Origin of the sequence: Paracoccus litorisediminis (assembly GCF_009711205.1) — a bacterium.
Lineage (GTDB): Bacteria > Pseudomonadota > Alphaproteobacteria > Rhodobacterales > Rhodobacteraceae > Paracoccus > Paracoccus litorisediminis.
The window spans coordinates 51,872-77,231 of the sequence record NZ_WMIG01000013.1 but is presented as its reverse complement, the minus strand read 5'-3'; the positions used below and the strand labels follow the sequence as shown (position 1 = coordinate 77,231).

Annotated in this window: 35 protein-coding genes; 9 read left to right on the top strand and 26 right to left on the bottom strand. The window is 61.7% G+C overall.

Annotated elements, in window-relative coordinates:
* Position 1 precedes the first annotated feature (1 nt).
* The 13 genes from GL300_RS18445 to GL300_RS18385 form a co-directional block, all read right to left on the bottom strand.
* Positions 2-784, bottom strand: a complete 783-nt coding sequence (locus tag GL300_RS18445) for a hypothetical protein (protein ID WP_155041138.1) — start codon at positions 782-784, stop codon at positions 2-4.
* A gap of 76 nt (positions 785-860) precedes the next feature.
* A complete protein-coding gene (locus tag GL300_RS18440) occupies positions 861-1,763 on the bottom strand; it encodes a major capsid protein (protein ID WP_155041137.1) in 903 nt (300 codons plus the stop codon).
* Between the two features lie 162 nt (positions 1,764-1,925).
* Positions 1,926-2,855 carry a DUF6651 domain-containing protein gene (locus GL300_RS18435; RefSeq protein ID WP_155041136.1) on the bottom strand — a complete coding sequence of 310 codons (930 nt, stop codon included), beginning with the start codon at positions 2,853-2,855 and terminating at the stop codon, positions 1,926-1,928.
* A gap of 89 nt (positions 2,856-2,944) precedes the next feature.
* Positions 2,945-4,537, bottom strand: coding sequence for a hypothetical protein (locus GL300_RS18430; RefSeq protein ID WP_155041135.1), 1,593 nt, complete (start codon positions 4,535-4,537; stop codon positions 2,945-2,947).
* 55 nt (positions 4,538-4,592) lie between these two features.
* The gene (locus tag GL300_RS18425) at positions 4,593-5,921 is read right to left on the bottom strand and encodes a phage terminase large subunit (protein WP_155041134.1); all 1,329 of its coding nucleotides are present in this window, start codon (positions 5,919-5,921) and stop codon (positions 4,593-4,595) included.
* Positions 5,914-6,594, bottom strand: a complete 681-nt coding sequence (locus GL300_RS18420) for a helix-turn-helix domain-containing protein (RefSeq protein WP_155041133.1) — start codon at positions 6,592-6,594, stop codon at positions 5,914-5,916. The genes GL300_RS18425 and GL300_RS18420 overlap by 8 nt, the downstream gene beginning before the upstream one ends.
* A 117-nt stretch (positions 6,595-6,711) precedes the next feature.
* Positions 6,712-6,957: a hypothetical protein gene (locus GL300_RS18415; RefSeq protein WP_155041132.1), complete on the bottom strand. Its 246-nt coding sequence runs from the start codon at positions 6,955-6,957 to the stop codon at positions 6,712-6,714.
* 35 nt (positions 6,958-6,992) lie between these two features.
* On the bottom strand, positions 6,993-7,814 hold the full coding sequence (locus GL300_RS18410; RefSeq protein WP_155041131.1) for a hypothetical protein: 822 nt from the start codon (positions 7,812-7,814) through the stop codon (positions 6,993-6,995).
* Between the two features lie 88 nt (positions 7,815-7,902).
* Positions 7,903-8,205 carry a hypothetical protein gene (locus tag GL300_RS18405; protein WP_155041130.1) on the bottom strand — a complete coding sequence of 101 codons (303 nt, stop codon included), beginning with the start codon at positions 8,203-8,205 and terminating at the stop codon, positions 7,903-7,905.
* A complete protein-coding gene (locus tag GL300_RS18400; RefSeq protein ID WP_155041129.1) occupies positions 8,202-8,882 on the bottom strand; it encodes an ATP-binding cassette domain-containing protein in 681 nt (226 codons plus the stop codon). The genes GL300_RS18405 and GL300_RS18400 overlap by 4 nt, the downstream gene beginning before the upstream one ends.
* Complete coding sequence (locus GL300_RS26220) at positions 8,879-9,301, bottom strand: hypothetical protein (protein ID WP_170297717.1); 423 nt, start codon at positions 9,299-9,301, stop codon at positions 8,879-8,881. The genes GL300_RS18400 and GL300_RS26220 overlap by 4 nt, the downstream gene beginning before the upstream one ends.
* Positions 9,302-9,305: 4 nt before the next feature.
* Positions 9,306-9,971: a ParB/Srx family N-terminal domain-containing protein gene (locus GL300_RS18390; RefSeq protein WP_155041127.1), complete on the bottom strand. Its 666-nt coding sequence runs from the start codon at positions 9,969-9,971 to the stop codon at positions 9,306-9,308.
* Positions 9,968-10,804: a ParB/RepB/Spo0J family partition protein gene (locus GL300_RS18385; RefSeq protein WP_211595192.1), complete on the bottom strand. Its 837-nt coding sequence runs from the start codon at positions 10,802-10,804 to the stop codon at positions 9,968-9,970. Before GL300_RS18385 ends, GL300_RS18390 begins: the two co-directional genes overlap by 4 nt.
* Here GL300_RS18385 and GL300_RS18380 point away from each other — a divergent pair.
* The 4 genes from GL300_RS18380 to GL300_RS18365 all read left to right on the top strand — a co-directional run bounded on the left by GL300_RS18380 (position 10,798) and on the right by GL300_RS18365 (position 14,179).
* Entirely contained in the window at positions 10,798-12,378 is a 1,581-nt protein-coding gene (locus GL300_RS18380) for a DEAD/DEAH box helicase (protein ID WP_155041126.1), read from the top strand. The two genes, GL300_RS18385 and GL300_RS18380, sit on opposite strands and share 7 nt — an antisense overlap.
* 170 nt (positions 12,379-12,548) lie before the next feature.
* The gene (locus tag GL300_RS18375; protein WP_155041125.1) at positions 12,549-13,232 is read left to right on the top strand and encodes a hypothetical protein; all 684 of its coding nucleotides are present in this window, start codon (positions 12,549-12,551) and stop codon (positions 13,230-13,232) included.
* 58 nt (positions 13,233-13,290) lie between these two features.
* Positions 13,291-13,947 (top strand): ParA family protein, encoded by a 657-nt coding sequence (locus GL300_RS18370; RefSeq protein ID WP_155041124.1) that lies wholly within the window; start codon positions 13,291-13,293, stop codon positions 13,945-13,947.
* Positions 13,940-14,179, top strand: a complete 240-nt coding sequence (locus GL300_RS18365) for a hypothetical protein (RefSeq protein ID WP_155041123.1) — start codon at positions 13,940-13,942, stop codon at positions 14,177-14,179. The genes GL300_RS18370 and GL300_RS18365 overlap by 8 nt, the downstream gene beginning before the upstream one ends.
* Before the next feature lie 118 nt (positions 14,180-14,297).
* Here the strand turns inward: GL300_RS18365 and GL300_RS18360 are convergent, their stop codons facing one another.
* From GL300_RS18360 to GL300_RS18350, 3 genes are read right to left on the bottom strand one after another with little or no spacing between them, the layout of a single operon-like run.
* Positions 14,298-14,789, bottom strand: a complete 492-nt coding sequence (locus GL300_RS18360; RefSeq protein WP_155041122.1) for an Ntn hydrolase family protein — start codon at positions 14,787-14,789, stop codon at positions 14,298-14,300.
* Positions 14,786-15,079 (bottom strand): DUF2829 domain-containing protein, encoded by a 294-nt coding sequence (locus GL300_RS18355; protein ID WP_155041121.1) that lies wholly within the window; start codon positions 15,077-15,079, stop codon positions 14,786-14,788. Before GL300_RS18355 ends, GL300_RS18360 begins: the two co-directional genes overlap by 4 nt.
* Positions 15,079-15,441 (bottom strand): Acb2/Tad1 domain-containing protein, encoded by a 363-nt coding sequence (locus GL300_RS18350; protein WP_155041120.1) that lies wholly within the window; start codon positions 15,439-15,441, stop codon positions 15,079-15,081. The genes GL300_RS18355 and GL300_RS18350 overlap by 1 nt, the downstream gene beginning before the upstream one ends.
* Positions 15,442-16,122: 681 nt before the next feature.
* Between GL300_RS18350 and GL300_RS18345 the strand changes: the two genes are divergently transcribed.
* From GL300_RS18345 to GL300_RS18330, 4 genes are all read left to right on the top strand, one after another.
* The gene (locus tag GL300_RS18345; protein WP_155041119.1) at positions 16,123-16,770 is read left to right on the top strand and encodes a hypothetical protein; all 648 of its coding nucleotides are present in this window, start codon (positions 16,123-16,125) and stop codon (positions 16,768-16,770) included.
* A gap of 556 nt (positions 16,771-17,326) precedes the next feature.
* On the top strand, positions 17,327-17,638 hold the full coding sequence (locus tag GL300_RS18340; RefSeq protein WP_155041118.1) for a hypothetical protein: 312 nt from the start codon (positions 17,327-17,329) through the stop codon (positions 17,636-17,638).
* 226 nt (positions 17,639-17,864) lie between these two features.
* Complete coding sequence (locus GL300_RS18335) at positions 17,865-18,194, top strand: hypothetical protein (RefSeq protein ID WP_155041117.1); 330 nt, start codon at positions 17,865-17,867, stop codon at positions 18,192-18,194.
* A 181-nt stretch (positions 18,195-18,375) separates the two neighbouring features.
* Positions 18,376-18,747, top strand: coding sequence for a hypothetical protein (locus GL300_RS18330; protein WP_155041116.1), 372 nt, complete (start codon positions 18,376-18,378; stop codon positions 18,745-18,747).
* Positions 18,748-18,903: 156 nt separating this feature from the next.
* Here GL300_RS18330 and GL300_RS18325 read toward each other — a convergent pair whose 3' ends face one another.
* The 5 genes from GL300_RS18325 to GL300_RS18305 all read right to left on the bottom strand — a co-directional run bounded on the left by GL300_RS18325 (position 18,904) and on the right by GL300_RS18305 (position 22,990).
* Entirely contained in the window at positions 18,904-19,242 is a 339-nt protein-coding gene (locus tag GL300_RS18325) for a hypothetical protein (RefSeq protein ID WP_155041115.1), read from the bottom strand.
* A 74-nt stretch (positions 19,243-19,316) separates the two neighbouring features.
* A complete protein-coding gene (locus tag GL300_RS18320; RefSeq protein ID WP_155041114.1) occupies positions 19,317-19,628 on the bottom strand; it encodes a hypothetical protein in 312 nt (103 codons plus the stop codon).
* A 348-nt stretch (positions 19,629-19,976) separates the two neighbouring features.
* Positions 19,977-20,813, bottom strand: a complete 837-nt coding sequence (locus tag GL300_RS18315; protein WP_155041113.1) for a hypothetical protein — start codon at positions 20,811-20,813, stop codon at positions 19,977-19,979.
* A 109-nt stretch (positions 20,814-20,922) separates the two neighbouring features.
* Positions 20,923-21,306, bottom strand: coding sequence for a hypothetical protein (locus GL300_RS18310; protein WP_155041112.1), 384 nt, complete (start codon positions 21,304-21,306; stop codon positions 20,923-20,925).
* A gap of 1,330 nt (positions 21,307-22,636) precedes the next feature.
* Positions 22,637-22,990, bottom strand: a complete 354-nt coding sequence (locus GL300_RS18305; RefSeq protein WP_155041111.1) for a hypothetical protein — start codon at positions 22,988-22,990, stop codon at positions 22,637-22,639.
* A 181-nt stretch (positions 22,991-23,171) separates the two neighbouring features.
* Between GL300_RS18305 and GL300_RS18300 the strand changes: the two genes are divergently transcribed.
* Entirely contained in the window at positions 23,172-23,375 is a 204-nt protein-coding gene (locus GL300_RS18300) for a hypothetical protein (protein WP_155041110.1), read from the top strand.
* Between the two features lie 273 nt (positions 23,376-23,648).
* Here the strand turns inward: GL300_RS18300 and GL300_RS18295 are convergent, their stop codons facing one another.
* The 5 genes from GL300_RS18295 to GL300_RS18275 all read right to left on the bottom strand — a co-directional run bounded on the left by GL300_RS18295 (position 23,649) and on the right by GL300_RS18275 (position 25,299).
* On the bottom strand, positions 23,649-23,816 hold the full coding sequence (locus GL300_RS18295) for a hypothetical protein (protein WP_155041109.1): 168 nt from the start codon (positions 23,814-23,816) through the stop codon (positions 23,649-23,651).
* On the bottom strand, positions 23,813-23,983 hold the full coding sequence (locus GL300_RS18290; RefSeq protein WP_155041108.1) for a hypothetical protein: 171 nt from the start codon (positions 23,981-23,983) through the stop codon (positions 23,813-23,815). Before GL300_RS18290 ends, GL300_RS18295 begins: the two co-directional genes overlap by 4 nt.
* Complete coding sequence (locus tag GL300_RS18285) at positions 23,980-24,159, bottom strand: hypothetical protein (protein WP_155041107.1); 180 nt, start codon at positions 24,157-24,159, stop codon at positions 23,980-23,982. The genes GL300_RS18290 and GL300_RS18285 overlap by 4 nt, the downstream gene beginning before the upstream one ends.
* Positions 24,156-24,566, bottom strand: coding sequence for a hypothetical protein (locus GL300_RS18280; protein WP_155041106.1), 411 nt, complete (start codon positions 24,564-24,566; stop codon positions 24,156-24,158). Before GL300_RS18280 ends, GL300_RS18285 begins: the two co-directional genes overlap by 4 nt.
* Positions 24,567-24,729: 163 nt before the next feature.
* Positions 24,730-25,299 carry a hypothetical protein gene (locus GL300_RS18275; protein ID WP_155041105.1) on the bottom strand — a complete coding sequence of 190 codons (570 nt, stop codon included), beginning with the start codon at positions 25,297-25,299 and terminating at the stop codon, positions 24,730-24,732.
* Positions 25,300-25,360 lie beyond the last annotated feature (61 nt).

Below are 25,360 nucleotides of genomic sequence, written 5' to 3'. Positions count from 1 at the left end.
CTTACTCCGCGCTCACAGAGGCTTCGGTCTCGACCGGATCGGGATCGACCACATCGTCGTCATCATCGACAGGATCGACCCAGACCGACGCGCCCAGATCGCCCGAGGCGGCGGCAGCGATGACATCCTCGATGACCGGGGTTTCGACCACTGCGGGCGCCGCGCCTTCGCTGGCCGGGACGGTCATGGCAGCAGCCAGAGCGGCCTTCTCGGCATCCTTGGGGTTGACCGGCATCGGCACGTCGTCCTTGAGCGCAAAGAGCGCGCGGGCCTCGGCCTCGTCGGCACCCTGCCCCACCAGCTCTTGCACGCGGGCCTCGACATAGGTGATCTGAGCGCCCAGGATCATGTCGATCAGGACCGGGATCGCCTTCGAGCGCACATTCCAGGGGTCGGCAGCAAGGCGCACGCCCGAGATACCCATCTTGTCAGCAACAGCTTCAAGGTTCGTGCGCGAGCGCAGGACGCGGACACGTTCGCCGCCGATCATGGCCTGGGCGTTCTCGGCCGACTTTTCATCCTCGCTCTGGCGCGACATCGCCACGGCGACCTCGGCGGTCACATCGCGCAGCGAATGCAGGCGGTGCGCGGGACCGGCCGGAGTTTCCGAGCCATCTTCTTCGACCTCGACCATCTGGAAGGCGACCGAGAGGCGGTCGCGGGCGATCAGCGGAATGGCTTCAATTGAGACCCCTTCCACAAATTCATAGGCCCCGATCGGGCCGGTATAGTTCTCGTAGCCCTGCTGCACGAGCTTCAGGTGCTTGGATTGAATGACAGACATTTGCTCTCCGATTGTGAAAAGGGGCGGGATTGCTCCCGCCCACTCTATTCTAGTAAGTCCTTACTGTATAGCAGGATCAGATGTTGGTCAGGCCTTTCAGACGGGCGACGCCGTGGGTCGCCTTCAGGACCAGGCCAGCATACCACTTCAGGCGGTAGCGGGTCGCGTCCTTGTCTTCCAGCGTGCCGATCTCTTCCATGCGGACGCCCGCCGAGTGGCCGCCGTAGATGCCATGCAGGCCATCGGCTTCGTTCAGGCGCAGAGCATAGATCGAGCAGGTCTCGTTCGCAGTGCCCTGCACTTCGTTGGCCGGCAGGAAGTCGTTGATGATGACGGGGGTGCCGTCATAGGCTTTGACCGGGTGGCCGAAGTTCTCGATCATCGTGTCTTCCGCGACGTTGCCGCCGAAGGCGCGGTTCAGAGCGCGGATCGCGCGCCAGGTGCCGCGACGCATCATCAGACAGTCAGCGCCCTTGGGCACAGCGTCCAGCAGCTCGTCGAGCTGGGCGAAGGACAGAGCGCCGCCATTGGTGCCCGCGCCGAGGGTCTGGCCGGCCGGGGTCAGCTTGCGCAGGCCGTCGAACGACTTGGCGTTGACAGCGGTGTCGCCATTCACCAGTTCCGAGCGGAACTGCAGGCTCATCCCTTTCGCCTTCGAGGCGAGCTGGATGGCGGTCTGCGGGTTCAGGTTCGACTGGACTTCATCCATGAAGTTGTCGATGTCGACCTGACCAGCGAAGCGGCGGATCTTGGTCGAGTGGCTGGTGAACGTCGAGGCGCTCTCTTCCAGCACTTCATAGGGGTCGACGAACGCACCCTGCGCCAGGGTCGCTTCGCGGACATACGAGTAAACCTCGTCCGTCACGCCAACAAAGGGCAGCAGCGCGAACAGCGCGTCGTCCTTGATGATCTCTTCGATAACACCGCGTTGACGATCTTCGATCGACAGCTTCGCGGCTTCGGCAGCCAACAGGGGCATATTTCACTCCTTGATACGCCCCGTCGGGGCCGTGATTTCGGTGCCACCGACAGCCTCGGCACAAACGTCAAGAGGCTATACAGTAAGCACTTACTGTATAGCCTGAACTGTTGCAAAAATACAAGGGCTTTTTTGCAACACCCTTTCAGGTGCTGCTTTCGATCACTTGCCCGCGCGCAGACCCGCCGCGATCCGGCTCACGCCGTAAAGCTCGGCTTTCTCGGCCTGTTTCGTATCAGCCTTGCCAGCATCGTCGCCCGAACCGTCCGAGCCAGAGCCCGCACCTTGGCGCGCCTTCCAGCGCAGGACCGATTTCTTCTCCGGGTCCGCATCGACGATCTTCTCCAGTGCTTTCTCGAAGGGCAGGTTCTTGCCCGAGGCGTCGACCAGAATGGTGCGGTCGGCGGCGCCCTTGGGCTTGTCATAGGCAACGATCACGCCATCGACGGTCTCGAAATGGGCGCCGTAGAGCTGGCGGCTCTTGGCCGGGGTCAGCACCATATTGTCCTTGATGTAGCTCGAGCCCGAGAAGGCATTGCCCAGCGTCAGCTCGTCGATCTCGCGGCCCTTGCCGGCAAGAGCGGCTTCCAGGTCGGCGACGCGCGCGTTCAGGGCCTCGGTCTCGGAGGCGTGGGCCTCGGCCATCATCGTCTTGACGCGATCGAAATCACCGCGGGCTTCGGCAGCGGCCTGCTCGGCCTGCGTCTCGGCTGCGACCAGCGCACGGTAGCGCTCGGGGTCGACGCCATCAAAGGCCTTCAGCTTGGCCTTGCGCTCCATCGACTCGCGCAGCAGGTCAGCCTTCTCGGTATTGGCGGCGTCCAGCGCGGCCTGCAACTGCTCGACGGTCAGTGCGGCGGGGTTTTCGACCTTGGTCTTGCCCGCGTTTACGACCGGATCAGCCTGGCCCGCTTCGCCCGGTGCGCCCGATCCAGCATCACCTGCATTTCCGCCGTCAGCACCGGCGGCACCAGCACCGCCCGCAGCGGCGTCATCAGCAGCCCCAGCAGCGCCACCAGCGCCACCTTCGGTTTCAGGCGAAAAAGTCCGGCGGTTGGCATATTTCGAGGCCATCAGTTGGTAATACGACATTTGTTCAGTCTCCTTGCCCAGTCTCTCGGGCGATCTTGGTTTGGTGGGTCAGTCTCTCGACCCGGTAGTTCTGTTGCAGACCTGGCCGGTTACTTGGCGTTGGTCTTGGGGGTGGCGGGTGTCTTGGCCGTGACCGAGCCTTGACGGTTGGGAGCGCCTGCGGGCTTGCCGCCTGCGCCGGGTTGACCCATGCCGGGAGCGACCTTGGGCTGCACATCCCACTTGTCGATCGCCGCATTGAGCTTCTTCCAGGTCTCGTCCTTGGTGGCCGGAAGCAGCTTGGCGAGGATCTCGCGCATCTGCTCGCGCCGCAGCTCGATCGGTGCCTCGATCTTCTGGAGCGCTTGGGCCGTGACCAGCTCGTCGCCAAGGGTGGCGACATCGAAGCTGTCGGGATAGGTGACGAGATCGGTGTTGTTCGGGGCGCGCTCGCCGTTCCACTTGCGCACCATTTCGGCGAGCCAGTTCTCGACAGCTTGCAGGCGCTGCGCCTTGGAGAGCAGCAGCGCATTGACGCGCTCGAAGTCATAGGCCTTGGCGACGCCCGAGGAGTTGTCGATGCCGACAGCGTTGTCCTGCTTGGTGCGCTCGCCCGCGAGGCCGATGGTCGAATAGATATGGGCCACGATCATGTCGATCGTGGACTGGATCACGCCGGCCTGCTTGGGGTCGGGCGAGAGAAACTCGGGGCGGGCCGAAGAGCCGATGCCCGCGGAATAGGTGAAGACACGCTTGGTGCCGAACTCCAGCATGTTTTTCTTCGCGCCCTTCTGATCGGACGGAAGGGACTCGGCCGGAATGGCGAGCTGCGAGAAGGTCTGGTCCTGGATGATGGCATCAAGGTCGGAGAGGTAGTTCGCCACCTGACGGTCCAGATAGGCCACGTCATCGACGAGTCCGGCGGAGCGATAGGGCTTGCCGGTCAGGCTGATGTGATCGACGAGACGCACCGGCACCTCACCGAGATCGTGCCTGCCCATGTCCTTGAGTTCGATGCCGCCATCCTTTTCGGTGCCGACAGGGACGCGGCGCGAAAAGAGCATCCAGCCGTCGCGCGTCCACAGACGCTGACGCTCGATCATGTTCATGTCGACCTGGAGCGGATCTTCGTCGTCGCGAACCCACTCGCGCAGCTTGATCCAGTTCAGCTTGCCGTCGGTCTTGGAGAAGGAATAGTCGAGAATGTCCCAGGGCATGACCACATAGGCGTAGACCGCGCGCTTGTGCTCCTCGGCCTCCGCCTGGCTCAGGGTGACGACCGGGCCGGTCTCGGTATCGACGACCACCGCGACGCGCTGGCAGACCGAGGTCGCCGTGGAGACCTCCGCCATCAGCTCGCCGACATTGCGCCCGTCACGGGTCGCCTTCTTCCAGAACGCCTGCACATCGGCGCCAGCCGAGGCATCCCGCGCGATCGGCGACTTGAAGATGTATTTCTGGATCAGGTCGACGACTTCGCGGGTGTGGTTGATGCGCGTGGCGCGCTGTAGGCGCGCGGCGTATTCCTGGTCGCCTTCCTTATGGTAGCGATGGATGTTGCCGGCGAACCATTCCTGGCCGCCGATGTAGCAGGCGTTGCAGAACTCCCAGTGATCCTTGAGCTTGGCATATTCGGGATGCACGCGATTGTAGAGCGCGAGCGCCTGTTCCGAACCTACAGCTTTGGTCTCTGTCGTTGTCATGCCTGTATCCATACCTCCGCATATGAATACAGTAAGCACTTACTAGAAGGCAAGCTCAAATCGAGACACCCAAAATCTGCACCTTTTTGATCGGGTGCCGGAAATCCGCGTAATAGCCGAGCGCGTCGCCGACATGCTCGGTGCCGCGGGTCTTGTCGACCTCGCGACTGCCCTCCTTGTAGACGGTCTGCTCAAGGCTCTCGATGAGCTTGCGGCAGCTCCGATCGACCTTGAGGATGACTCGGCCGTCGGCGGAGCGCAGCAGGCGGTTCACGGTGTTGATCCGGTCCTGCACCGGCGGGTGCTTGCGCTTGAAATAGATCTCCTTGAAGCCGAGGTCGCGCAGGATCTCGAGCGAGGTCTCGCCCCGGTCGTGGTTGCGGTTGTTGCCCGCGGGGTCGGGATAGATCTGAACCTGCCGGCGCTTCATCTCGCGCCAGTAGCGCCGTGCCAGCTCCTCGCCGGTCTCCAGCACGTTTGATCCGTAGAGGACGCATTCATCGACCGCCCAGATCTCGCCATTGGGCTGTTCCTGCAGGATGACAGCCGACATCGGGTCGATGTTGAAGTCCATGCCGATGAACATCGGCAGGCGCGGGTCGAAGTCGTAATCGCCGACATGCACGTTGCGGTCGAAGGGGTAGTAGACACGGCCGGAGACGTTCTCGAAGCGGGCCATGAACTCCTGAGCGAAGCTCTTGGGGTCCATATCGCGTTTCCGAGCCTCGATCTCCTTCTTCGGGATGAAGGGCGAGGTGATGGTCGGGAATTGCCAGCTTTTCCACTCGTTGGCGACATCGCGACCCTTCTCGTCGCGCACGACCTCGCCCGCCTGCCCCTTCTGGTAATTGTCGTAGAACCAGTCGAAACCCTTCGGGGAGCCGATGAAGATCGCCCGGCCGCCGGTGGTGGCGAGGGTCGGCTGAAGAACGGTCTCCCAGGTCTCCTTCTTGATGTCCTGACATTCGTCGATGACGACCAAGTTCAGGCCGACGCCGCGGAGGCTTTCGGGGTTGTCGGCTCCCTTGAGCTGGATGATCGAGCCGTTGATCAGCCTGATCCGCATCCGGGTCTCGTTGACGCCGTTCTTCTGGATCATCTTGCGCGGGATCGACGCCTTCAGGTCGTCCCACATAATGTCGCGGGCCTGCTGGTAGGTCGGGGCGACATACCAGACGAGCTGGTTGGACTTGCTGACGGCGCCCTTGATGATCTCGGTTTTCGAGAGGCGGGTCTTGCCCCAGCGCCGCCCGGCGACGATCACCCGGAAGCGATGGCGGTCCTGAAAGACCACCGTCTGAAGCCGGTGCAGGCCCAGGCGCTGGATCTGGCGCTGGACCTGGCGGCTGGGTGGGTTCTGCTTCGTCGCCGGGAAGTTAGTCATCGCCGAAGATCTCGGTGTTCAGATCCTCGATCGTCGCGTCATCTGGCAGCACGCCGGTCGAGATGTGGTGCTTCAGGATGTCGTCGGCGGTCAGATCCTCGATCTGCAGGATCGGCAGGTCTTCCTCGTCGACATAGTTGGCCGCATCGAGCACGCTGAGGGTGCCTGCGATGTTGTCGAGCAGGATCTTGTTGTAGCGCTGCACGGCCTTGAGTGCGTCATCGGTGCTCTCGATTGGCCGGTTGGCCTTCACCGCGTCGATCACCACCTTCTGAGCGAGCAGACGAGCCTGTTTTAGCGTCGTGTAGCCGCTGAGGCGCGTTTCTTCGATACGCTCTGCGCGGCGCTGCGCAAAGCGCTCTACGGTCTCTTGTGTGGCCTTGGAGACCTCATGGGCGCGCGAGCCGCGTTTGGCGCCGACTTTCTTGAACCGGCGGTGCAGGGTCTGCCGGGAGCAGCCGAACTGATCGGCCAGCTCGCGCACGCCCATCTTGCCCAGCTCGTATAGCTCGCGGGCCTGGACGAACTCGGCATCGGTCAGCTCACGAGCCGAACGGGACGCGCCGGAGCTGGCCGGAACATCCTCATCGTCTTCGTCTTCAAGTTCTTCCTCTGCCTCGACCGGGAGGTCTTCCTGTTCGGCCGGAGCAGTCCCATAGCTCTGTTCTGTCATTCTGTCTCGAAAGAAATTTTCCTAATCCTCTTCGGCTATATTATAAGTAACTTCTAGTAAGTAATTAGTAGATACATATAGCCGACGCGGATAAAAAAATGCTCTCCTCCTTGGTCTCTATGAAGTTGATGGTCCGGCCGAACTCGGTGCCGCCGGGCGGAACCAGTTGTAGCCTCTCTCGGTGGGCACGATGACGACTCTCCGGCCCTGCCGCTCGCGGATGACGAGCTGCTGCTTTTCCAGAAACTCGATCGACTTGCGCAAGGCTCCGAGCGTGACCTCGGCGGCATAGCTCAGATGCGGGTAGATCTCGGTGGCCGACAGGAAGGCGCCCTGCCCCGCCTCGCGCAGCACGATGCCCATGATCTCCCTCTGGTGTTCAGTTCGGCGCGGCTTCTTCACAGGATCAGCCTCTCGGTCGGACCCTGCCGGTCGAAGGCCGAAAGCGGCAGCCGGTCGGGAATGTCGGTGCGGCCCCAGTCGGGGTTCTTCCAGACGCCATACATCGGCGAGGCGAGCCCCATCTGCTGGATGCCGCGGATCAGGAAGCGCAGGTTCAGGTTCTCGCGCCGAGCCTCGATCATGTCGCCGCCGCGCGTGGTGTTCTCGAGGGCCGAGTTCTTGAAGTAGAACTCCTGGCAGATCTCGAACATCCGCGCCTCGTCGCCCTTGGCCGCGATCTCCTGCATGATGGCCTCGAAGTCCATCGGCGAGGCGTCGAAGTGGCTGCGGAAGAACTTCAGCACCTTCGTCTGGTTGTTGGCAGGCATCGGCGGCGCGAAGCGGAAGCCGGCGCGCGGGCCGAACTGGTTGTATTTCGACATCGAGGACTGGATCTCCATGAACTGGAGCCCGGTCATGCGCGAGACGAGGTTCATCATCCGGTAGCCCGCGCCGATGCCGCGATAGGGCAGATCGAGCACGAAGCGCGAGATGACGCGGAAGTTGTCGTTCAGGAACTTGTAGCGCTGGGTGTTGGTCAGACGGGTTTCGCCCGCGCCGGGGCGCAGGCTCGGAAAGACCAGATGCCGCTCGCGCAGCATTCCCTTGGGCACCGCGGTCACGACGACACCGACGAGCTTGCCGTCCAGCGTGGCCTTCCAGAAGCGCGGGCCGATCGCGAGGTTCTCGGCCTTGTAATGCAGCTCGTGAAGCTGGTCCCAGTCGGACTTGTCGCCCTTCTCGACCATGATGCGATCCAGCAGCGAAAAACGCTGCACAGGCGCCTCATTGCGCCTGACCAGTGTGGTGAGACCGGGATGATCATGGAAGGCCACTGGCGGCGCGCTCAGAGGCGCTGCGTGCATCTCATGCAGCATGGCGCACCTCTTCTTCGACAGCCTCGTAGCTGGCATCGAAAATCTCCGGCTTGCAGGGGTAGAACTCGCCCGCGACACCGCGGATGATCCAGTCGCCTTGCCGGGCCTCCATCTCGCCCTCAAGCGTCGGGATCATCAGGCTGAAGGACAGGTCGGTATGCTGCTTGGCCCACCAGCCCTCGGGCAGGTGGAATGGCGCCAGGTCAGGATTGACCCAGCGGGCGATCTCGCGCGAGTTTCGGCCGGTGAACTGAATGGCCTCGATCACGACAGGGCGCTTGCGGAACCTCATTCTGCCGCCATCAGCATCTGCGGAGGGTCTTCTTCCTCGTAGCGCTCGCACAAGACCTCGATGCGGTCGTTGAAGAGCTTCTCGATGAAGACGCTCGGGGCCAGCTCCTCGGTCATGTCGTCATGGGTGGTGGCGACCATGAAGGTCTTGCCCTGCCGCCGGGCGACCTTCGCCATGTTGTAGGCCACGGATTTCGCGGTGACGCGATCGAGGACCGCACCGAACTCGTCGGCGATCCAGACATCTGCATCGGCCTCCATCACCAGCGCCAGTTTCAGGCGGTAGCGCTGCCCATCCGACAGCTCGCTGGGCTTGCGCAGGAAGATCCAGGCGTCGGAAATGCCCGCGCGTGACAAAATTTCGGTCGCTTCCGTTACGTTCTTTCCGACCAGCTCGATCACGGGCTTGTCTTTCAGCTCGACTTCATTCAGGTCGACCACCTTGAGACCGTCCTTGCGCATCTCGGCGGCCAGATCCTTGAGCAGCATGGATTTGCCCGAGCCGGACTGGCCGGTGATATAGACGACATCACTCGCGCGGATGTCGAGTTCAAGCTCATCATAGAGCGTGAACTCCTTGTCGGAGAGCCCGAGCCCGAAGCTCTCGGCGACTTCCAGCACGCGCGGTGTCCGCTCGACAGAGGTTTTGAACGAGCGGGACAGTGAGTAGATGGTCATTTTGCCTCCTCATGTGGCAATTCGGGGTGCTGGACACGCCCCAGGCGATCTATGGATGGTGCGAGCGCGGCAGCGCGCTCAGTCAGCTCGACCTTCAGCGTCTCGAGGACGCCAATCAGAGCAAACAGGTCGGTCCCGGCGGAAATATTGCCGTCATCGTAATCCGTATAGAAAAGGCCGGTTTCCCGGTCTCGGCCGATGAACAAAAAGGGTCCAAAGCGCCGTGAGTGCGTTATATGCAGTGGCGGACTCGCCCTGTCTAGTGGCGGCGGCGACCCGCCGAGATTATTTTCGCCCTTGACGCGATCTATCAAGGACTTACTTGATTCGCGCTGATGCAAAGCTGTCACGATTCTGACATTCGCTTCAGTGAGAGGCGAATTTTTGCTTGCGATTACAAAGGGGAGCACATCGCCCAAGATTTTACGCCGCCTCCAGGACCGCGATCAGCGCCTCGACGCCTTTCTTGCCGGTCTTTGCCTCGACCTTGCCCATCGCGTCGCGAATGGCGCGGGACTGAGCGATCGTCACCCGCTTGAAACCCAGCGCATCGACCACGGGCGCGGCGATCTCGTCGGTGGCTTCGACCTCGGCTGCGGCCTGCACCTTCTGCTCCTCGACGGCGGCGGAGATGTCGGTGGCAAAGAAGTCCTCGTCCATCTCGCCGAGGTCGGCCAGGACGAAGGTGATCTCCTTCTCGTCAAAGCCCATGTCGGTCAGCGACAGGTCGGTGCCGAGCAGCTCGGAGTTGAGGCGGATCAGCTCTTCCTGGATCAGGCCCTGGTCGTATTCGGTCGATGTGACCCTATTGTCGGCCAGGCGCAGGGCGTCGGCCTCGGCCTTGGTCAGATCCCGGCGCACGATGACCGGAACCTTCGGCAGTCCGATCTTCAGCGCGGCGAGGCGGCGCCCGTGGCCGGCGATGATCTCGCCATTGCCCCAGACGACGATCGGCTGAGTCCAGCCCATCTTGGTGATGGTGGTCGCCAGCTTCTCGATCTGGGCCTCGGGGTGCTTCTTGGCGTTTGCCTCATAGGGGATGAGGTCTTCGATCGGCCAGATTTCGATGGCGGGGCTGTTGGTGGTCATTCAGATTGCTCCTGGGCCTTCTCGATTTCGGCCAGCATGGTGCCCCAGTCTTCGATTGCGACGGCTGCGGGCGCCGGGGCGGTGCCGAGAGAGCCGGAAAGCAGGTGGATCAGCGCGTCACCGGCATTGGTGAGCTGGTCCTCATGGCGGTAGTCATGCGCGGTCTGGGTCTTGGCGATCAGCGCGGTCAGACGCTCGGCGTCTTCATTCGAGACCTTGAAGCGCATGACGGTATGGGTCCGGGCCGGCTTTGTTGCCGGGGAGTCACCATCCGGCGGCAATTCCGGCAGAATCTCGTTATTTTCCGGCACATTGAGCGACGAAAGGTCTATACTGGCAGCAGAGAAGATCGCCGCCAGATCGGTGTCGCCATAGGGAAGAAACTCTTGCAGCTCGTCAGCCGTGCCAATGTCCTTGAGGATGTCGCTCAGAGTGAGCGTGTCGTCCGCGCCGTAGCGGGCATTGTCGATCAGGCAGATTTCCTTGGCGCGCGCATCGTCGATCTCGCCCAGGTTGGCGATCGGGACCGTCGCATAGCCGAGCGCCTTGGCCTGATCCCAGCGATGCTCGCCGCCGATGATCTCGTAGCCGCGGATATTGGCGACCTGTCGCACGATGATCGGCTTGAAGATGCCGTTGCGCTCGATGCTCGCGCGGATCTTCTTCTCGTTGTCAGCCGTGACCCGGTTCGGGTTGAAGCTGTTCGGCCTCAGCTCCCCCACGGGAACCTCGATATATTGAACTGGTGTCACTGCTCGCTCGTATAGTAAGGACTTACTAGAGCAATACCCATAAAAGGACTCCGTGTCCAGCGTAAGGATTTGAGATGTCAATAGTGCAGATCGCCAAAAACCCCGTCCTGGCGAAAATCGTGAACCCGAGCCGCGAGGTCGTCTCGAAGGTTTCCAACCTGCTCTCCTACAGCGCGGAGAGCGCACCCGGCTGGTCGGGCAAGTCGAGCTTCTATGATGTGCTGACCGGCACCTTCCCGGCGGGCTTCGTGCATGTGATCAGCGAGGAGCTGGGCCGCGCGGGCTATACCGTGCAGCTCATCGAGGCGCCGGCTATCCAGCCGCTCGGTCCCGAGAGCCCGATCGTCGACGAGTTCGGCAATGACGATCCGCGCTACGACTATCAGATGCAGGTGCTCAAGCAGGTCGAGAAGCACCGCGCGGGCATCGTCCGCGTGGCGACCGGCGGCGGTAAGTCGAAAGTCGCCAAGCTCATCATGGCCCGCTACAACCGGATGACGCTGTTTCTGACCACCCGCGGCATCCTGCTCTACCAGATGAAGCGCCAGCTCGACGACAACGCCACGGAGACGGCGGTGATCGGCGACGGCCAGATGTCCTTCACGCGCCACGTCAACCTCGGCATGGTTCAGACGCTCGTCCAGGCGCTGGAGCCGACTGACGTGAACAAGGAGCTGCGCGCTCTCGTCACCTCGATCCACCTGAACAAGGCCAAGGACGAGAACACGCCGCGCGCGGTGCTGCTGAAGCAGGCCCAGGAGATCTATGAGCGCAAGACCCGCAAGCGCGACGCGATCATCAAGTTCCTGTCGCTGGTCGAGGTGGTGATCGGCGAGGAGGCGCATGAGGCGGGCGGCAATAGCTATTACGAGATCCTGCGGCACTGCAAGAACGCCCAGATCCGCATCGCTCTGACCGCGACGCCCTTCATGCGCAGCTCGGCCGAGGACAACATGCGGCTGATGGCAGCCTTCGGGCCGGTCCTGATCGACGTGCCTGAGAAGCTGCTGATCGACCGCGGCATCCTCGCCAAGCCCTATTTCAAGCTGCGCTCCAGCGCCTCGCCCAAGGCCATGCACCGCACCTCGCCTTTCGAGCGGGCCTACAAGCTCGCCTATGTCGATGGCGAGGAAATGACCGCCGACATTCTCTCCGATGCGCTGCTGGCGAAGGAAAGGAAGATGCCGGTGCTGACGCTGGTGCTGCGCAAGGCGCATGGCGACAGGCTGAAGAAGGTTTTCGCCGAAAACGGCCTCGATTTCGTTTTCCTGCGCGGCGAGGATGATCAGGCGACCCGCGAGAAATACCTCAATCGTCTGGTGAAGGGCGAGATCGACGGGATTATCGGCACCACCATCCTCGATGTGGGCGTCGACGTTCCGGCCATCTCGCTCGTTCAGCTCGCGGGCGGCGGCAAGGCCGAGGTGGCGCTGCGCCAGCGGGTCGGTCGCGGCCTGCGCGCGAAGAAGGCGGGGCCGAACGTGACCTTTGTCGTGGACTATACCTGCAACTCGAACATCACCCTGCGCGAGCACGCACAGCAGCGCGAGCAGATCATCAGAACGACGCCCGGCTTTGCCGAAGGACTCCTCACCGATGACGAGGAACTGCCTTGGCATCTTTTTGAGGAGAATGCCGAAAAAGCGGTTGCGTAAAGTAAGCGCTTACTATACGACGGAGGCAGGGCGGGGTTTTCGGTTCCTTTTCCCCCGCCCGCTTCAAGGTCGTTCCTCGGTCGAACCCCTCTCGCGTCCCCTTCCGCGAGAGGGGTTTTCCGTTTCTTAGGGTAGAGGATACACTAAGCGCTTACTGTAAGGGGTCAGCCATGTTCGTCGTCGCAAAGGAAAGCGGAGAGATCACCGGCTGGATGAACGGTCGGGTGCCCGCGAATGAGCGCTCTCTCACCAAATTCACCATGACCGAATCTGCAATCTGGGACTGGGATGGCGATGCGACCGGCCTGGACTCGATGCAGACCATCACCCTGCCGATCGAGGTCCGCAGGATGAGCATGAGCTTCGCGGAAGACGCGCTTCACTCCTACAATCTCGAACCGCGCCAGTCCGGCTTGGGCTTTGAGCGTGCCCTGAAGCACGTCGCCATGCAGGCTTTCTCGCGCAAGGGTCCGATCGAGGCAGCTCTGATCCTTGATCCCGACATGCAGATCGACCTGAGTCAGGATATGGCGGCCGGTCCCTGGTCATATCGCGTCGACAGCCGGGTCCGGGTCATCGAGGCGACGCCCGAGCAGCGCGAGCAACTCTTTGACTGCGACGAAGCATATGTCCCGATTAGCGAATGGGATACCGGCACCGAGGAGATCGACGCCATCATCAAGGGCAAACCTTACGGCGCGATGCTGAGCCAGAGCGCGCAAATCGCAGCGGGCGCTATCACTGCCAGCTCTCTCGGCACCAGCATTTCCGGCGGAGTGCAGCCGCTGACATGGATGGCCGGCTTGACCGTGAGGCGGCCCCACGCCACCGCCATGATCACCAATATCTGCTAGGACTTGATCTGCCTATCCGCCTAGGTGAGTATCTGCCTAGGAACCGAAGGGCGAATCAATGGCCGATCTCATCATCTCCTGCCTCTCCCAGAAGGGAGGGGTCGGAAAGTCGACGCTGGCGCGTCTGATCGCGACCGCCTATGCCGCCCATGAGCAGCGCGTCTGCATCTACGACTTCAACGGCGCTCAGCAGACCTCGGTCTTCTGGGCGGAGATTCGTGCAAAGGCGGGCATCGAGCCGCTCGTCGCGGCCGAGCTGGCCCAGGTCTCGAACCGAATGGCGACTGACCGGCGCTATGATGTGATCGTGGCCGACGGGCGCCCGGATAGCCCCGACATCACGCTCTCGACCGCGCTCAACTCGGATCTGGTCATCATCCCGACCTCCTTCACGGTCGATGACCTGGTGCCGCAGCGGAAGTTCGCCTTCGAGCTGATCACCCGCGGCATCGAGCAGCACCGGATCATGTTCGTCCTGAACCGGGTGATCGACCACAAGCAGCTCACGCAGGAGGCTCTGGAATACCTCTCAGACTTCCGGGTCGCCAAGACCTCCCTGCCCTACCGCGCCTCCTATGTGCGCGCCCACACGACCGGCTACTCGATCGGCGAGGTCGGGCGGATGATGCTCGGCAATTTCGACCGCATGACCCAACTGACCGACGACCTCACCGCCGAGATCGCCACCTACGCAATGGAGACCAGCAATGTCTGAAGAGAACCCTTTCAAAGTGCGCCAGCCCGCCAAGGTGACGGATCTCGGCACCGCCCCGGAAGCCTCCGACAACCTGCCCTCGAAGCGGATCATCTCGATGACCTTCAACATGCCCGAGGACTGGCACACCCGTTTCAAGGTCGAGGCGGCGACGCGCGGCATCACCATGCGTCAGCTCTTCGAGGATTGCTGGGACTCCTATGTGCGCGAGCGCCGCGGTGGGCGGCCGTAAGAAGAAAGGGCCGGCACAGCGCCGGCCCTTCTCATTCAGGCGACCTGCAGGGCAGCTTGCAGCGCCGCCAGCAGGGTGAGCGTCATACCCGACGCCAGGATGCTGCACTGGGCAGCCGTCAGTTGCTGTCGCACGAGGTTTCCTCCTTGTCTGCAGCAGCACACTCACCCGGTCGGGTGAGGGTCTCGATATGCCCGCCGGTCCACGGGTCATTGGTGATCGCCACGCGCACCGCCTCGACCGCCGAGGCGCCCATCTCGAGCGCGCCGATCGCATAGTTTGCGCCCGATCCGACGGTGAAATAGGGCGCGGTGAGCGGCCCGGTCGGGTGGATGCTGTCGTGGTAGATGAAGACCTGGCCGTCCTTGTCGATCTCGAGCATGTCGAAGCCGTCTTCCGGCCCGAGCTGCGGCAGCAGATCCATGTTCTTGTCGTCGAGATACCAGCGCGCGACCTGCTCGGAGAGGCCCGGAGCGGCGGTCGAGACGCCAAACATCGCCCCATCGCGACGGCGGTGGATCTTGCGCTTGGTTCCGATCGGCGTGGCGTGGCCGGAATAGGCGCGAGTGTCCGAAGCCAGAACCCCGTCGCGATAGACGATGGTGGTCACGCGACCTCCTCCCAATCCTCTGCCAGGATGTCGGTCTGCGAGGCGAGCCAGCCCATGACATGGCTGCCGTCGGCGGCGCGCATGGTCAGGCAGGGCATCACCGTCGGCCCGGACTCCACGACCTCGAAGAGCGCTCCATCCACGCCGCCCACAACGGCATTGCGCAGCATCAGCTCCTTCTCGGTGATCTCGCCGGTCACGAGGAAGACGCACATCCCGCGCCCATTCCAGCCCGCGCGGGCGACGCGGCGGCCGAGCTTCACGGCCTTGATGGCCTTTCCGAAGTTCATCAGACGACGCTCCTGAAATTGGCACGATCCATGTCGGCCGAGGACAGGCCACGCGGCAGGCCGAGCGCCTTGATGGTGCCCTCGACGGTCAGCTCTTTCTGACGCTCTCTCATCAGGCGCCCTGCCCTGTCGAAGGCGTCGTCGAGTTCGATGACTTCCGTCAGACGCTGCGGCTTGAAGATGGCGCGGTTGAGCGCGCAGAAGCCTTCCATGAAATGGGTCGACGCGATCGAGACGCAGCGCTGGTCCAGGTCGGTCTTGCGGCTGAGGTCGACGAGGCGGTTCAGGCCTTCCTCGATCTCCTTGAAGCAGTTCACGAGCGCGATATTGGTGTCGCTCTGCTCGGTATAGGTCTTGACCATGTGGTCTCCGGGTAAGGGGTGGTGGCCGTCCTGCGAATGCGTGGATTTTCCCACCTTCATCCCCTTGCGTCAAGTAAGCACTTACTATAGGCCCCCACCCGTCGCCCAGGATCGGGACTGGAGGGTTCGCAATCCCCGAATGTCTGGCGGGGAAAGCCACCCTCTCCTTTCGTCCCGAAACCGACCCTCCTGGGCGACACGATCCTCACGTCGGTCATTCGGTCGAAGGTCGTCCGGTCTCCGGTCATCCTGTAGACGGGTTCCTGACAGTGGAGGGTTGGGCCGGGGATTGGCAGCGGACACCCGAAGCACCCCCATCACCTGGCCGCGATCGGTCTAAGACTTCGGCACAAGCGCCGCGCCTATTGTATCGCGACGCTCAATCCCGCCGCGCGTGACGCGCGCGCGTATGACGTGACGCGGCAAGCCTAGGCAAGGCACGCGATAGCATCGCCGAGGCGATAGGCGCGGCGCTGAGAGGCATCTAGGCATCTAGGCATATCAGCCTAGCCTGAAACGCTGAGCACGCTAGAAACGGCCTCACAGAGGCGCTACGGCGAAACGAAGAAAAATGCAGCGCAACGCAAAAAAGTTGTTGCACCTGCCAAGCGAAACACGCTAGAAAGATTTCACCGAGGCAATGACGCCACGGTGACACGCTCAGATGAAAGGCACCACCTAATGAGCAAGCTGACCTATACCGCGAAAACCATCGACGCTCTTTTCGACAATCGCGTTGCCATGATGGCCGAAAAGGCCGACACGAAAGCCGAAAATTTCAAGCTGATGCAGACCTGCCGCGACTACATGAAAACCGCGGCGTTTCTTGAGACCGCGCGCCTTGGCAAGGTCGATCTGCATGTCATCGACGGTTCGGCAGGCCGCAAGCCGATGGCGGTCTATGCGATCAAGCGCGTGGTTGATATGTGCCGTTTCGCAGATAGCGGTTTCGAGGCGACTGTTACCGCGACTGACCAGACGCGCTACGCTCGCGACATGCTTCTTTCGCTGATGAATAGCCGCGCCACCGGCAAGCAATTCGCAAGGCTTGACCAGCGCGCCACCGGCTCGAAAGGCCAGAGCCGCGATACCGCCGACGGCTATGCAGAAGGCGCGATTTCGCAAGGCGTCAAGGTTTCTGGCCGCATGATGGCCGCAGGCACCACCGGCACGCAGACCACCAACACGCTCGCAATTTTCAAGTTTCTGAATTGCGCCGATGACAACGGCCAGCGCGGCGCAGGCTTTCGTTGGTATGCCAAGCCTGACAGCGAACTGTTGAACGCCTACGCCAACAAGATGGCCGCCGTTATCGCCAAGCAAGCCTAAGATATAGGCAAGTGCCTAGGTAGGTGAAAGCCTACCTAGGCCACATTGAAAGCCGAAATATGACTGTTCTTGTTGGCCTCGCTTGCGCCGCCTGCCTTGCCGTTCTGGTGATAGACGCCAATGCGCAAGAGTCGCGCGTGACGCGATACCTTAACCTCGCCCTAATCGCCGGCATGGCGACATTGACCGGCCTAGCGCTCGCAATCTGACCTGATGCAAAAATGTCGCGGTCGTCGAGAAATCGGCGGCCGCCTCATTTTGTTCTTGGGGTGTGTCTTTTCGGCACGGTGGCAAAAATACATCTTGACGGCCGAAATCTGAAAAATCGTCAAAATATCAAACTTTTTTCTTGACCGTGATATTTTTGCACCTGTTGCAAAAATACATCTTGACATAAAAAAGTCCTAGGGACGCGGGGGCATACGGCCCCGCGGGCCCCTCCTTTCCTTTCCCTTTCCTCACCCTCTCCTCGCCCATTCCATTCCCTTTTTCCGCCTTGCACAAGCCCTTTCCTGCTATTACGTAAATTTCCTGTAACCCTGTAAGGAGTATCCACATGGCCCGCATGTCCGAAGAAGCCATTGCCCGCAACCGGGAGAACGTCGCCTCCTATCGCCAGAAGCTGAAGGATCGCGCCGAGCAGATCGTCTCCGACCTGGAAGACCCCCAGGCCCTGCCCACACCCAACTGCGACCTCGATGGGGAGCGCAAGGAGGCCGAGATCATCCTGCGCGCCGCAGCCGCGCTCCAGCGCCGCTCCGCCGAGCTGCATGAGCGGATCAGGCTCCGGCTGGAGAAGCACTCCCCTGCCCGCGCCCAGGCCCTCTCCGAGGCAGCTCCGCTCCTGATCCAGCTCAAGCCCTTCTAAAACCCAGCCGACACGGCGCGCTGGCTGGCCTATGGTCGCAGACCATCTCAAAGGCCGATCCCATGTCGCACAAGTCCGAGCTTATCTCCCACATCCTGGCGGCGATCCTCATCGCTGCGATCGTCGCCGGAATGTTCTATCTCCTCTAGCAACCCGCGATACCTATCTGCCTAGGTAGGCTAAAAAGGTCATGTAGAAACCGCCTAACACCGAAAGGCACCACACCATGACCGCTCTTGTTACCGTCGCCAAAGTCACGCTCCCTGACTCGATCGCTCTGGCCTATGCCAACAGCTCCGAGGTCGTGACCTTCGCCACCAAGAACGAGAAGAAGCTGACGCCGGGACAGCAGGCGCGCGTCGCCTATGCGATGGCACGCGCCACCTACCGCGACGGTGAGGATCTGCTCGCCTGGCAGATCGCGCTCCTGGCCGAGACCGGCCTCAAGAAGATCCAGCACTACGCGCGCAAGCTCTTCGGTGAGGAGGTCGAGGCCGACACGCTCATGTCGAACGGAGAGGCCAGCAAGATCCTGACGCAGATGATGGATATGTGAGAGCGAGACGAGGCGGCTCCGGCCGCCTCTTTTCATTGCCTTCGAGGCGGAGATGGAAAGGAGCCGGGGCATCCCGCCGACTCACAACCCACTAAAATAGCTGCACTTTCCGCGAAACCTAGGTGCCTAGGTAGGCTAAAAACTAGATAGTTAAACGGTCATCTTGAAAGGCACCACGACCATGCAACTTCACGCAGCGCAAATCGCCTATATCGACTACCTCAAAGCCTCGGAGCAGCGCGTCATTCACATGACCGGCGACAGCGACTGGGATGAGCTTTACATCGTCACCACGGCGCGCGGCGCCAAGTTCCTGGTTCACACCTTGATCGACAAAGGCCGGGATACGGTCATTGTCGATCATTTCGACACGATGGCTGAGGCGATCTCCTTCACCGTCAATCAAGCCGTTCACACCTACCTCTTTTGCTGTGAAGAAGCATCGCCGATGCAGACCTACAAGGAGGGACTGCGCTCGAAAGACGAGGCGAGCCTGGGACGTGCGATCGGCAACAACTTGGCGCATAGAAACCGGATCGACAAAGGCGAGTGAGGGGTGGCGGCTTCGGCCGCCTCTTTTCATAGCCGTCATCATGGGAAGGAGCTGGGAAGGGGCGCGCGGAGTGGAGATGGAGCGCCCAGGCCCTGCCCTGCTCCGCCTAGACAGGCTGACGCCTAGGCAGGCTCATGCCTACCTAGGTCGATCGGATCAGACTTCGCTGAAGCCGTCGAGGCTGGAGAGATAGCGCGTGGTCTCGCACAGCGCGGCCATCGCGTTCTCGAAGGAGGTGAAACCTGCGAAGAACTTGTAGTCGCGCGCCGGAAGTTTCATCTCGCTCTCGGCGTGCCAGTGACCGGAAAGCTCGGCAATCTCAAACTGCCAGACGGCGGAGGTCGCATTGGTGTGCAGGCCGATGCTCAACAGCACATCTTGGCCGACGACTGCTTGGAAGCGCTCGCTGAAATCCATGTCGTCACTCGGCAGGTCGATCATGTCGACATTGAGGCGCGGCAGAAGCTGGTCGATGACGGCGGAGGTGATCTTCATGTGGTGCCTTTCGAGGTGTTAGGCGTTGGTGCCTACCTAGGTAGTAGCCTAGGTAGGCTGGTCGCTGTAGCGGGTTAGAGCACCTTGGCGATGGATTCGAGCACCTCGTCAGGAAGCTCGCTCGCCTCGAAAAGGTTGAACTGGATGATGCCTGCCGCCAGATCGCGCATATAGGCCAGGACATGGGTCGCCTGTTCAGGGGTCTCGATACGCTCGGCAAAGGCCGCGTTCAGCTCGACCATGCGGATGTCATCGCCGCCGAACTGATCGAGGAGCCAGGTGACGTGATCGCCGTCGGTATATCCTGCTTGGCAGTCGATCGGATCGCCAGCCAGGACCGCGGTGAAGTATTCGTTCAGTTCGGAGAAGAAACGCTTGGGGTGCATGTGGTGCCTCTGTGGTGCTAGGCGTTGGTGCCTAGGTAGGTTATAGCCTAGGCAGGCAGATAGGTCTCACGGGTTGTCGCCGGATGGTGCGAGGCTGGACAACGGACCAGGGTCGGAGATGGGAAGGGCTCGGAGCAGGGATGCGGGGATGGAGGCGGGGCGGAGACTCCCTTTCCTTTCCCATCCCACAGATAGACGCGGTTCACCCGTTCCCCATTTCCTGCCCCTCTCCACCCGTCGGCCCCACCTGGGGCTCCTGCCCGTTCCCCATCTCCTTCCCACCGCCACGAGGCAAAAGAAAAGGAGAGCGGCGCACCACTGCCGCTCTCCTCTCCGAGACTGGCCCGTTCAGGCCGTCTCTATCCCTTCGGCGATCAGCACCAGCTTGCCCAGCTCCTTGAACCGCAGCGCCAGCGGTGTCTGGGTGAAGCTGTAGACCGGGCGGCCGCGCGTTCCGGTGTTGACCACCACGCCAAGATCCTCGAGCGCCGTCATGGTGGAGCTGGACTGCGTGTCGGCCGTGTTCTCCGCGACGGTGTGGCGCACCAGGAAAGGCTTGTAGGAGTTGTCGATCGCCACCTTATCCGAGGCAGCCGCCTGGGCGACCTTGCTGGTGAACGGAAGCGCCGCCTTTCCCTCGCAGGCCACCATCGAGGCCAGGATCGCCTTGTTGAAGGCATTGTTGTGGATGCCAGTCACGGCCAGGTTCAGGAGGCGGGCTACCTTCTCGATCCCATAGACGTTGCGCCGCGACCCGGTGCTCCGGCTGCGATTGGCGAAGTTCGTATCCAGACCCACCGCCACCTGCGCCTTGACCACGCCGGGCGTCGACAGGGTTGCGAGGTAGCTCGACAGCTTGCGCTGGATCACGTCATTGCCCGGAGCCTTCTCGTGCTCGAACTCGGCCCGCGTGGCGAAGCTGGCCTGCAAGGCATGGAGCTGGGCCTGCGACTGCTCCTCGGTGATCGTGTCGAGGATCTCGGCGAAGCTCATCCCGGTCTTCTCATCGACGGGCGCCGCCGGCTCCTCGGCGGGTTGCAGGACCATCTCGGTCGCGCCCTGCAGGACCATGATGGTCTCGGCATCGAGGACCGGCTGCTGGGCCTCGTTGATCGCGGCCTCCAGACCCGCGAGGTCGATCTGGGTTTCGGTGACGGTGGTGACGGAGGTGGTGCCTTGTGCCATGTCTGGCTCCTATGGTTTGCGCTTGCGTGTCGCGCGTGGCTCACTTCAGGCTTTCGACTTTGCCTAGGTAGGTTTTAGCCTACCTAGGCAGATGGTTCTCTCGGGTTTGTCAGGCCGCGAGCAGTTCCCGCAGCACCGGCGCGGCTGCGACCCAATGCGTCTCCTGGTCCTCGAAGTCGTCATTCACCGGCATGTAGAGCGAGACGAAGCTACTATCGACCGAAGCGGTCACCCCGTTCTCGAAGGTCGTGCTGACAAAGCCATACTCGATCCACAGCAGATCCACGCTGGCCTCGCCATCGGCGTAGAACTCCGCATTACGCTTCGCCTCATGCTTGACGATCCGGTCGAGTGCGCCGATGCGGCGCGTCCAGTCTTCGACGGTCGCGCTGAGGTCGATGCGAAACTCGCGATGCGGTCCTTCAACCGTGACCGTCACATCGTTGTTGATCCGTGTCACGATGCCGCGGTGCTCGATGATCTCGATCTTCATTGCGCTTCTCCTATGCTGCGCGTCTTTGCCTAGGTAGGTTTTAGCCTAGGTAGGCAGGTAGCGCCGCTGGGTTGTGCGGCCGGGCGGTCGATCCCACTCCAGCTCCTCTCCGCCTCCTCGATGTCGGGATGGGGCAGGGCAGGGACCGGGGCGGAAACGGATCGGATGCCCCAGGTGGGACCGGGCGGTGGAGCAGGGCAGGGCGTGTCCAATCCCTGCGTCATCCCTCAATGGGCAAAAGTGCCCCCGTTCCCCGTTTCCTCGGCCGGATGGTGGAGTGGAGGATCGGTTATGATGGGCGTGGGGAGGAATTGGAGGCGTTTGCGCTCGAACCCTCCACCCTTACGTTTCCACTCCTCAGTCACCTCCCACTCCTAGGATCGCTCCTTTCGACCTCTTTCCTCTCTGGGGTTTTCCTCTTAGGGCTTCTTCCTTCCCTATGCCCTCACGCTCGCGCTCCTCTATGGATCTCCTCCCTCTCTAGGTCCGCTCCTTCAGGCATCCTCCTCTTCCTTCTCCTGCATCCGTTTCCCTCTGAGCTTTCCTCTCCCTTGTGCGTCCTTTCCCTCTGGTCATTTCTCTTGTGCAGGAGAGCTGCCCGTTCCCCGTTTTCTGATCTGTCTGGTGTCTTGGCCGGGGCATGCCTATCGGCCTAGGCAGGCATCTGCCTGGGAGCCTCTGTAGTGAGGCTGTAGGCAGCTCCTCTGGTGTCTTGGCTACCTGTGTGGCCGGGATAGCCTGAAGGCGCTCTACGGCCTGTTTTTCCTGGTGTTTGATGGATGTGAGCCGGAGAGCTGCATGTGTCTGTCGGCCGAGGCTTTCCTCTAGGTCTTTTCCTATGAGGATGGGCGTGGTCGGTGTCTTGTCTAGCCGGAGCGTTTCCTAATCCGCTTCGCCTATACGTAATGTCTTTCCTAAGAGAAGAATAAGTATAGCCGAGGCGGATTAGGAAAGAGGTGTGGATGGATGTCTCCGGCCGAATGTGGTGCGGCTCGGCTCCTCTGTGTCGACTCTTCTCCTGGTGTCAGATCCGGCTCCTCTGCTTCGATTACCTCCGGTGGATTTCGATCTGGTCCTCGAGGTGAGACTTTTCGGTCGGAAAATCTGGAAAAGGGCGTTTTGGTGTCTCACATTTGATCGCCTCTGGATCGAGGCCCTGCATTTGCTGGGGTTTGTGAGACTTTGGGGTGTTTTTGACCCGCTTGTGTCGCGGTCAGGATCGCTTTTGCGATACGAAAAAGGATCGAAAACGGCCCATTGGTGAGACATTTCCGATCCAGGGTGAGACACATTCGTCCGAAAAGTCTCAAGGTGTAACAGGGCAGGGCCGTCAGGAGCTGCTCGACTTCTCCTTGCCGGCCTTCTTTGGCGTGTCGCGATCATTGGATGCGGAGAGAGCCTTCACGGTGCGGCGGTCGCCGATCCGGTGCTTCGAGGTCTCTTTCAGGTGGGTGATCTGAGCCTGGATCAGATTGCCGAGCGCCTCCTCTGCGGTGTCGCCTTCTGCCTCGAAGACCCGGCCGCGCGCGGGGAGGTCCGGCTGGTGGTGCAGCGATCCGATGCTGGCGCTCCAGCTCAGGCGCTCCTGGCCGTGGGCGCAGAAGCGGGTGGCATAGTTGAGGTTGAACTCCTTGCTTCCGTCATGGAGCGCAATGGCTGCTTCAATGAGGTTGCCGATCTTCATGGGCGAGTGCCTTCTTCTTCTTTGAGGGAGGTATGTATGTAGCGCTTACTTGGTGGCATACTACCCTTTGAGACGGCCGGCGGGGCGAGTGTGGCCCATATGTAATCGTTTGCGCGGGTTGTCGCCGACAGGTTGATGTTCCATAATTGTTCTCTTTGAGCGCGAAGCGGAACGACCCCTGATGAGCGGCGCGAGAGACTACTTCGACGTGATCCTGACCTGCGCCTGCGGGCATAGAGCGGTCCTGCAGCTCCCTGAGCATCCGCAGTCCTCGTTTTCACGAAAGACCTTCCGCTGCTCGGCCTGTGGACGCATCGCCGGTGATGGGGCGATCGAGGTGCGGCCGATCTGGGTGCGCGCCTTCAAGGGTGATCCGCGGGACTGAGCGCCCGGCCATGAGAAAGCCGCTGGGGTGTTGGCGCACCCCAGCGGCCGAGAGGGCTGCCTGAGAAAGCCCTCTGTGAATGCCCCTGCTTTCAAGGCATGGCACCCTGCGCCGCGTCCGCGAGATTTCAGCCGAACCGCGCCGTCTCGGGGTTATGGCCCTACAAAGGCCGCGCACTCGCCGAGTAATCGCACCGCTTTCTGGGAAGACGAACACCCAAGAGCTGCGGCCGCTCTATCCTTTGTCAGACCCTCATCGCTTCGGACCGGAGCGTCACGGCTGCTTCTCCAGCATGGTAAGATCCTCGATCGTGGCGTCCTTCCAATAGGCATAGAGGTCGCCGTGATGGTCGCGATCGGACACAAGAACCTGAAGGATGACCTTCGGCTTCGAGAACCACGAACGGCTGGCGCGGTAGCGCGTCTTTCCCATCAGCGTCATGCACGCTTCTCCAACTCGAGGAGCTGCCGGCGGATACTCTGGCACTCTTGCAGGTAATCTGCCTTGATCCGTCTGATCACGGCCTCCCGAGCTATCTGGTAGTCCAGGCCCGCGCGGGTGCGGTTGAGCAGATCCTCGAGGCGCTCCTTCATCTGTTTGTCAGTCATGCCGCCATCCTCCGCAGGGCCAGGATCTCGCCCTGGATCTGGATCTTGCGCTTGACCAGCCGGGTCGGCGGGTTCTTCGGCCTGGCGCCCAGTTCGATGCTCCGCGTGATGGCGGCGATGTCCCGGTCCAGGGTGACGACTTCGTTCTGCAGGAACTCGATGCGATCCATGCTCATGCCGCCACCTCGTCATTCCAGAAGCCCACAATGTCGTCGCCATGCTCGGGCTTGCCGAAGATGCCGCGCCGCCCGTCGATGGTCAGGATGGCGTAGCGGGACCGAGCGCGGGGCTTGTCAGCGCGGATCGAGCACTTGATCGGACAGCTCACCTCGTTGCCGACGGAGTTGTGGAGCGTGACGCCGTGGATCTGAACCTTCTTGCCGGAGCGCGTGCGGTAGAGGCGCGTGGTGTCCACCACCAGCTCGGCGCGGAAGCCCGAGAGGTTCGCGTCAAGGCCGCGCTCCTTGGCCTCCGCCCTGGCACGCTCGATGCCGCTTGCAGGGTCGCCGATCACCGTGAAGATATGGAGACGGTGCAGAAAGTCCTGCGATTTGGCGGTGATCTTGTATTGGAGGGTGTTCATCTCGCGCTGCCTCATTTCGTTTTGCCTATCTAGGTTTTAGCCTAGATAGGCCGATAGGTCGCACGGGTTACGAAAGTTTGGTGGCGGAAACGAAAAACGCCGCCTCTTACAGGGCGGCGTTGTGTGGCTGGTCTTGTTGGTCCGATAGCGGGCTCGACCATGACTACCTATCTTCGACGGGCCAGTGGATCTCGCGACCGTCGGGAAGAACGATCAGAAGGGCCTCGCCGGGAGTGTAGGAGACTCGGACGCTATCGCCCTGCTCCAAGCCTCCGTCACCATCAGCGCCCGGTCGGTAATCCTTACCCGCGCCGAAATTCTTGATGTAGAGCCCTTGAGGATCTTTACGCACAAGGGCGACAAGGCGCTTTTGATCCGAGAGAAGGCGAACCGCAGCTTGATAGACAGGGTGAAGGTTTTGCCTGGTCCATGCCTGCCCTCTGACGGTGGTGAAGCCTCGCTTGGCTGCCTCATCCGCAACCGTCTGCAAGCCAGCCCTGATTCCTACATCGTCAACCACCGACGCGATTTCCTCAGTGATTCTCCTGTGCGCATCCTCGCGTCGTTTCTGCGAATTCTCCCGCGCCTCGCTCTGGGCGCGGATACCCTGCTTCTTGCGCTCCTCCCGCTCTCGCTTCTTCGCCAGACGCTCCTCGATCCGGCGCCGTTCCCGATCCTCTCGATCCTCCGCAGCGGCCTGATGGCGGGCTGTCGCGGCTATGATCTTTTCCAAGAGCCTGACCTGACGGGGCCGGGGCGGGCCTTGTCTAGGCTTTGACAGTCTCGCATTACCG

Coding starts and splice junctions, on each gene's coding strand:
- GL300_RS18370 (WP_155041124.1), top strand. CDS start 13,291: ATGGCCGATCTCATCATCTCCTGCCTCTCCCAGAAGGGAGGGGTCGGA.
- GL300_RS18340 (WP_155041118.1), top strand. CDS start 17,327: ATGGCCCGCATGTCCGAAGAAGCCATTGCCCGCAACCGGGAGAACGTC.
- GL300_RS18350 (WP_155041120.1), bottom strand. CDS start 15,441: ATGGTCAAGACCTATACCGAGCAGAGCGACACCAATATCGCGCTCGTG.
- GL300_RS18290 (WP_155041108.1), bottom strand. CDS start 23,983: ATGACTGACAAACAGATGAAGGAGCGCCTCGAGGATCTGCTCAACCGC.
- GL300_RS18310 (WP_155041112.1), bottom strand. CDS start 21,306: ATGAAGATCGAGATCATCGAGCACCGCGGCATCGTGACACGGATCAAC.
- GL300_RS18435 (WP_155041136.1), bottom strand. CDS start 2,855: ATGTCGTATTACCAACTGATGGCCTCGAAATATGCCAACCGCCGGACT.
- GL300_RS18405 (WP_155041130.1), bottom strand. CDS start 8,205: ATGAGGTTCCGCAAGCGCCCTGTCGTGATCGAGGCCATTCAGTTCACC.
- GL300_RS18380 (WP_155041126.1), top strand. CDS start 10,798: ATGTCAATAGTGCAGATCGCCAAAAACCCCGTCCTGGCGAAAATCGTG.
- GL300_RS18300 (WP_155041110.1), top strand. CDS start 23,172: ATGAGCGGCGCGAGAGACTACTTCGACGTGATCCTGACCTGCGCCTGC.
- GL300_RS18315 (WP_155041113.1), bottom strand. CDS start 20,813: ATGGCACAAGGCACCACCTCCGTCACCACCGTCACCGAAACCCAGATC.
- GL300_RS18305 (WP_155041111.1), bottom strand. CDS start 22,990: ATGAAGATCGGCAACCTCATTGAAGCAGCCATTGCGCTCCATGACGGA.
- GL300_RS18400 (WP_155041129.1), bottom strand. CDS start 8,882: ATGACCATCTACTCACTGTCCCGCTCGTTCAAAACCTCTGTCGAGCGG.
- GL300_RS18445 (WP_155041138.1), bottom strand. CDS start 784: ATGTCTGTCATTCAATCCAAGCACCTGAAGCTCGTGCAGCAGGGCTAC.
- GL300_RS18365 (WP_155041123.1), top strand. CDS start 13,940: ATGTCTGAAGAGAACCCTTTCAAAGTGCGCCAGCCCGCCAAGGTGACG.
- GL300_RS18325 (WP_155041115.1), bottom strand. CDS start 19,242: ATGAAGATCACCTCCGCCGTCATCGACCAGCTTCTGCCGCGCCTCAAT.
- GL300_RS18280 (WP_155041106.1), bottom strand. CDS start 24,566: ATGAACACCCTCCAATACAAGATCACCGCCAAATCGCAGGACTTTCTG.
- GL300_RS18440 (WP_155041137.1), bottom strand. CDS start 1,763: ATGCCCCTGTTGGCTGCCGAAGCCGCGAAGCTGTCGATCGAAGATCGT.
- GL300_RS18425 (WP_155041134.1), bottom strand. CDS start 5,921: ATGACTAACTTCCCGGCGACGAAGCAGAACCCACCCAGCCGCCAGGTC.
- GL300_RS18375 (WP_155041125.1), top strand. CDS start 12,549: ATGTTCGTCGTCGCAAAGGAAAGCGGAGAGATCACCGGCTGGATGAAC.
- GL300_RS18415 (WP_155041132.1), bottom strand. CDS start 6,957: ATGGGCATCGTGCTGCGCGAGGCGGGGCAGGGCGCCTTCCTGTCGGCC.
- GL300_RS18390 (WP_155041127.1), bottom strand. CDS start 9,971: ATGACCACCAACAGCCCCGCCATCGAAATCTGGCCGATCGAAGACCTC.
- GL300_RS18430 (WP_155041135.1), bottom strand. CDS start 4,537: ATGACAACGACAGAGACCAAAGCTGTAGGTTCGGAACAGGCGCTCGCG.
- GL300_RS18345 (WP_155041119.1), top strand. CDS start 16,123: ATGAGCAAGCTGACCTATACCGCGAAAACCATCGACGCTCTTTTCGAC.
- GL300_RS18420 (WP_155041133.1), bottom strand. CDS start 6,594: ATGACAGAACAGAGCTATGGGACTGCTCCGGCCGAACAGGAAGACCTC.
- GL300_RS18335 (WP_155041117.1), top strand. CDS start 17,865: ATGACCGCTCTTGTTACCGTCGCCAAAGTCACGCTCCCTGACTCGATC.
- GL300_RS18320 (WP_155041114.1), bottom strand. CDS start 19,628: ATGCACCCCAAGCGTTTCTTCTCCGAACTGAACGAATACTTCACCGCG.
- GL300_RS18285 (WP_155041107.1), bottom strand. CDS start 24,159: ATGAGCATGGATCGCATCGAGTTCCTGCAGAACGAAGTCGTCACCCTG.
- GL300_RS18295 (WP_155041109.1), bottom strand. CDS start 23,816: ATGACGCTGATGGGAAAGACGCGCTACCGCGCCAGCCGTTCGTGGTTC.
- GL300_RS18330 (WP_155041116.1), top strand. CDS start 18,376: ATGCAACTTCACGCAGCGCAAATCGCCTATATCGACTACCTCAAAGCC.
- GL300_RS18355 (WP_155041121.1), bottom strand. CDS start 15,079: ATGAACTTCGGAAAGGCCATCAAGGCCGTGAAGCTCGGCCGCCGCGTC.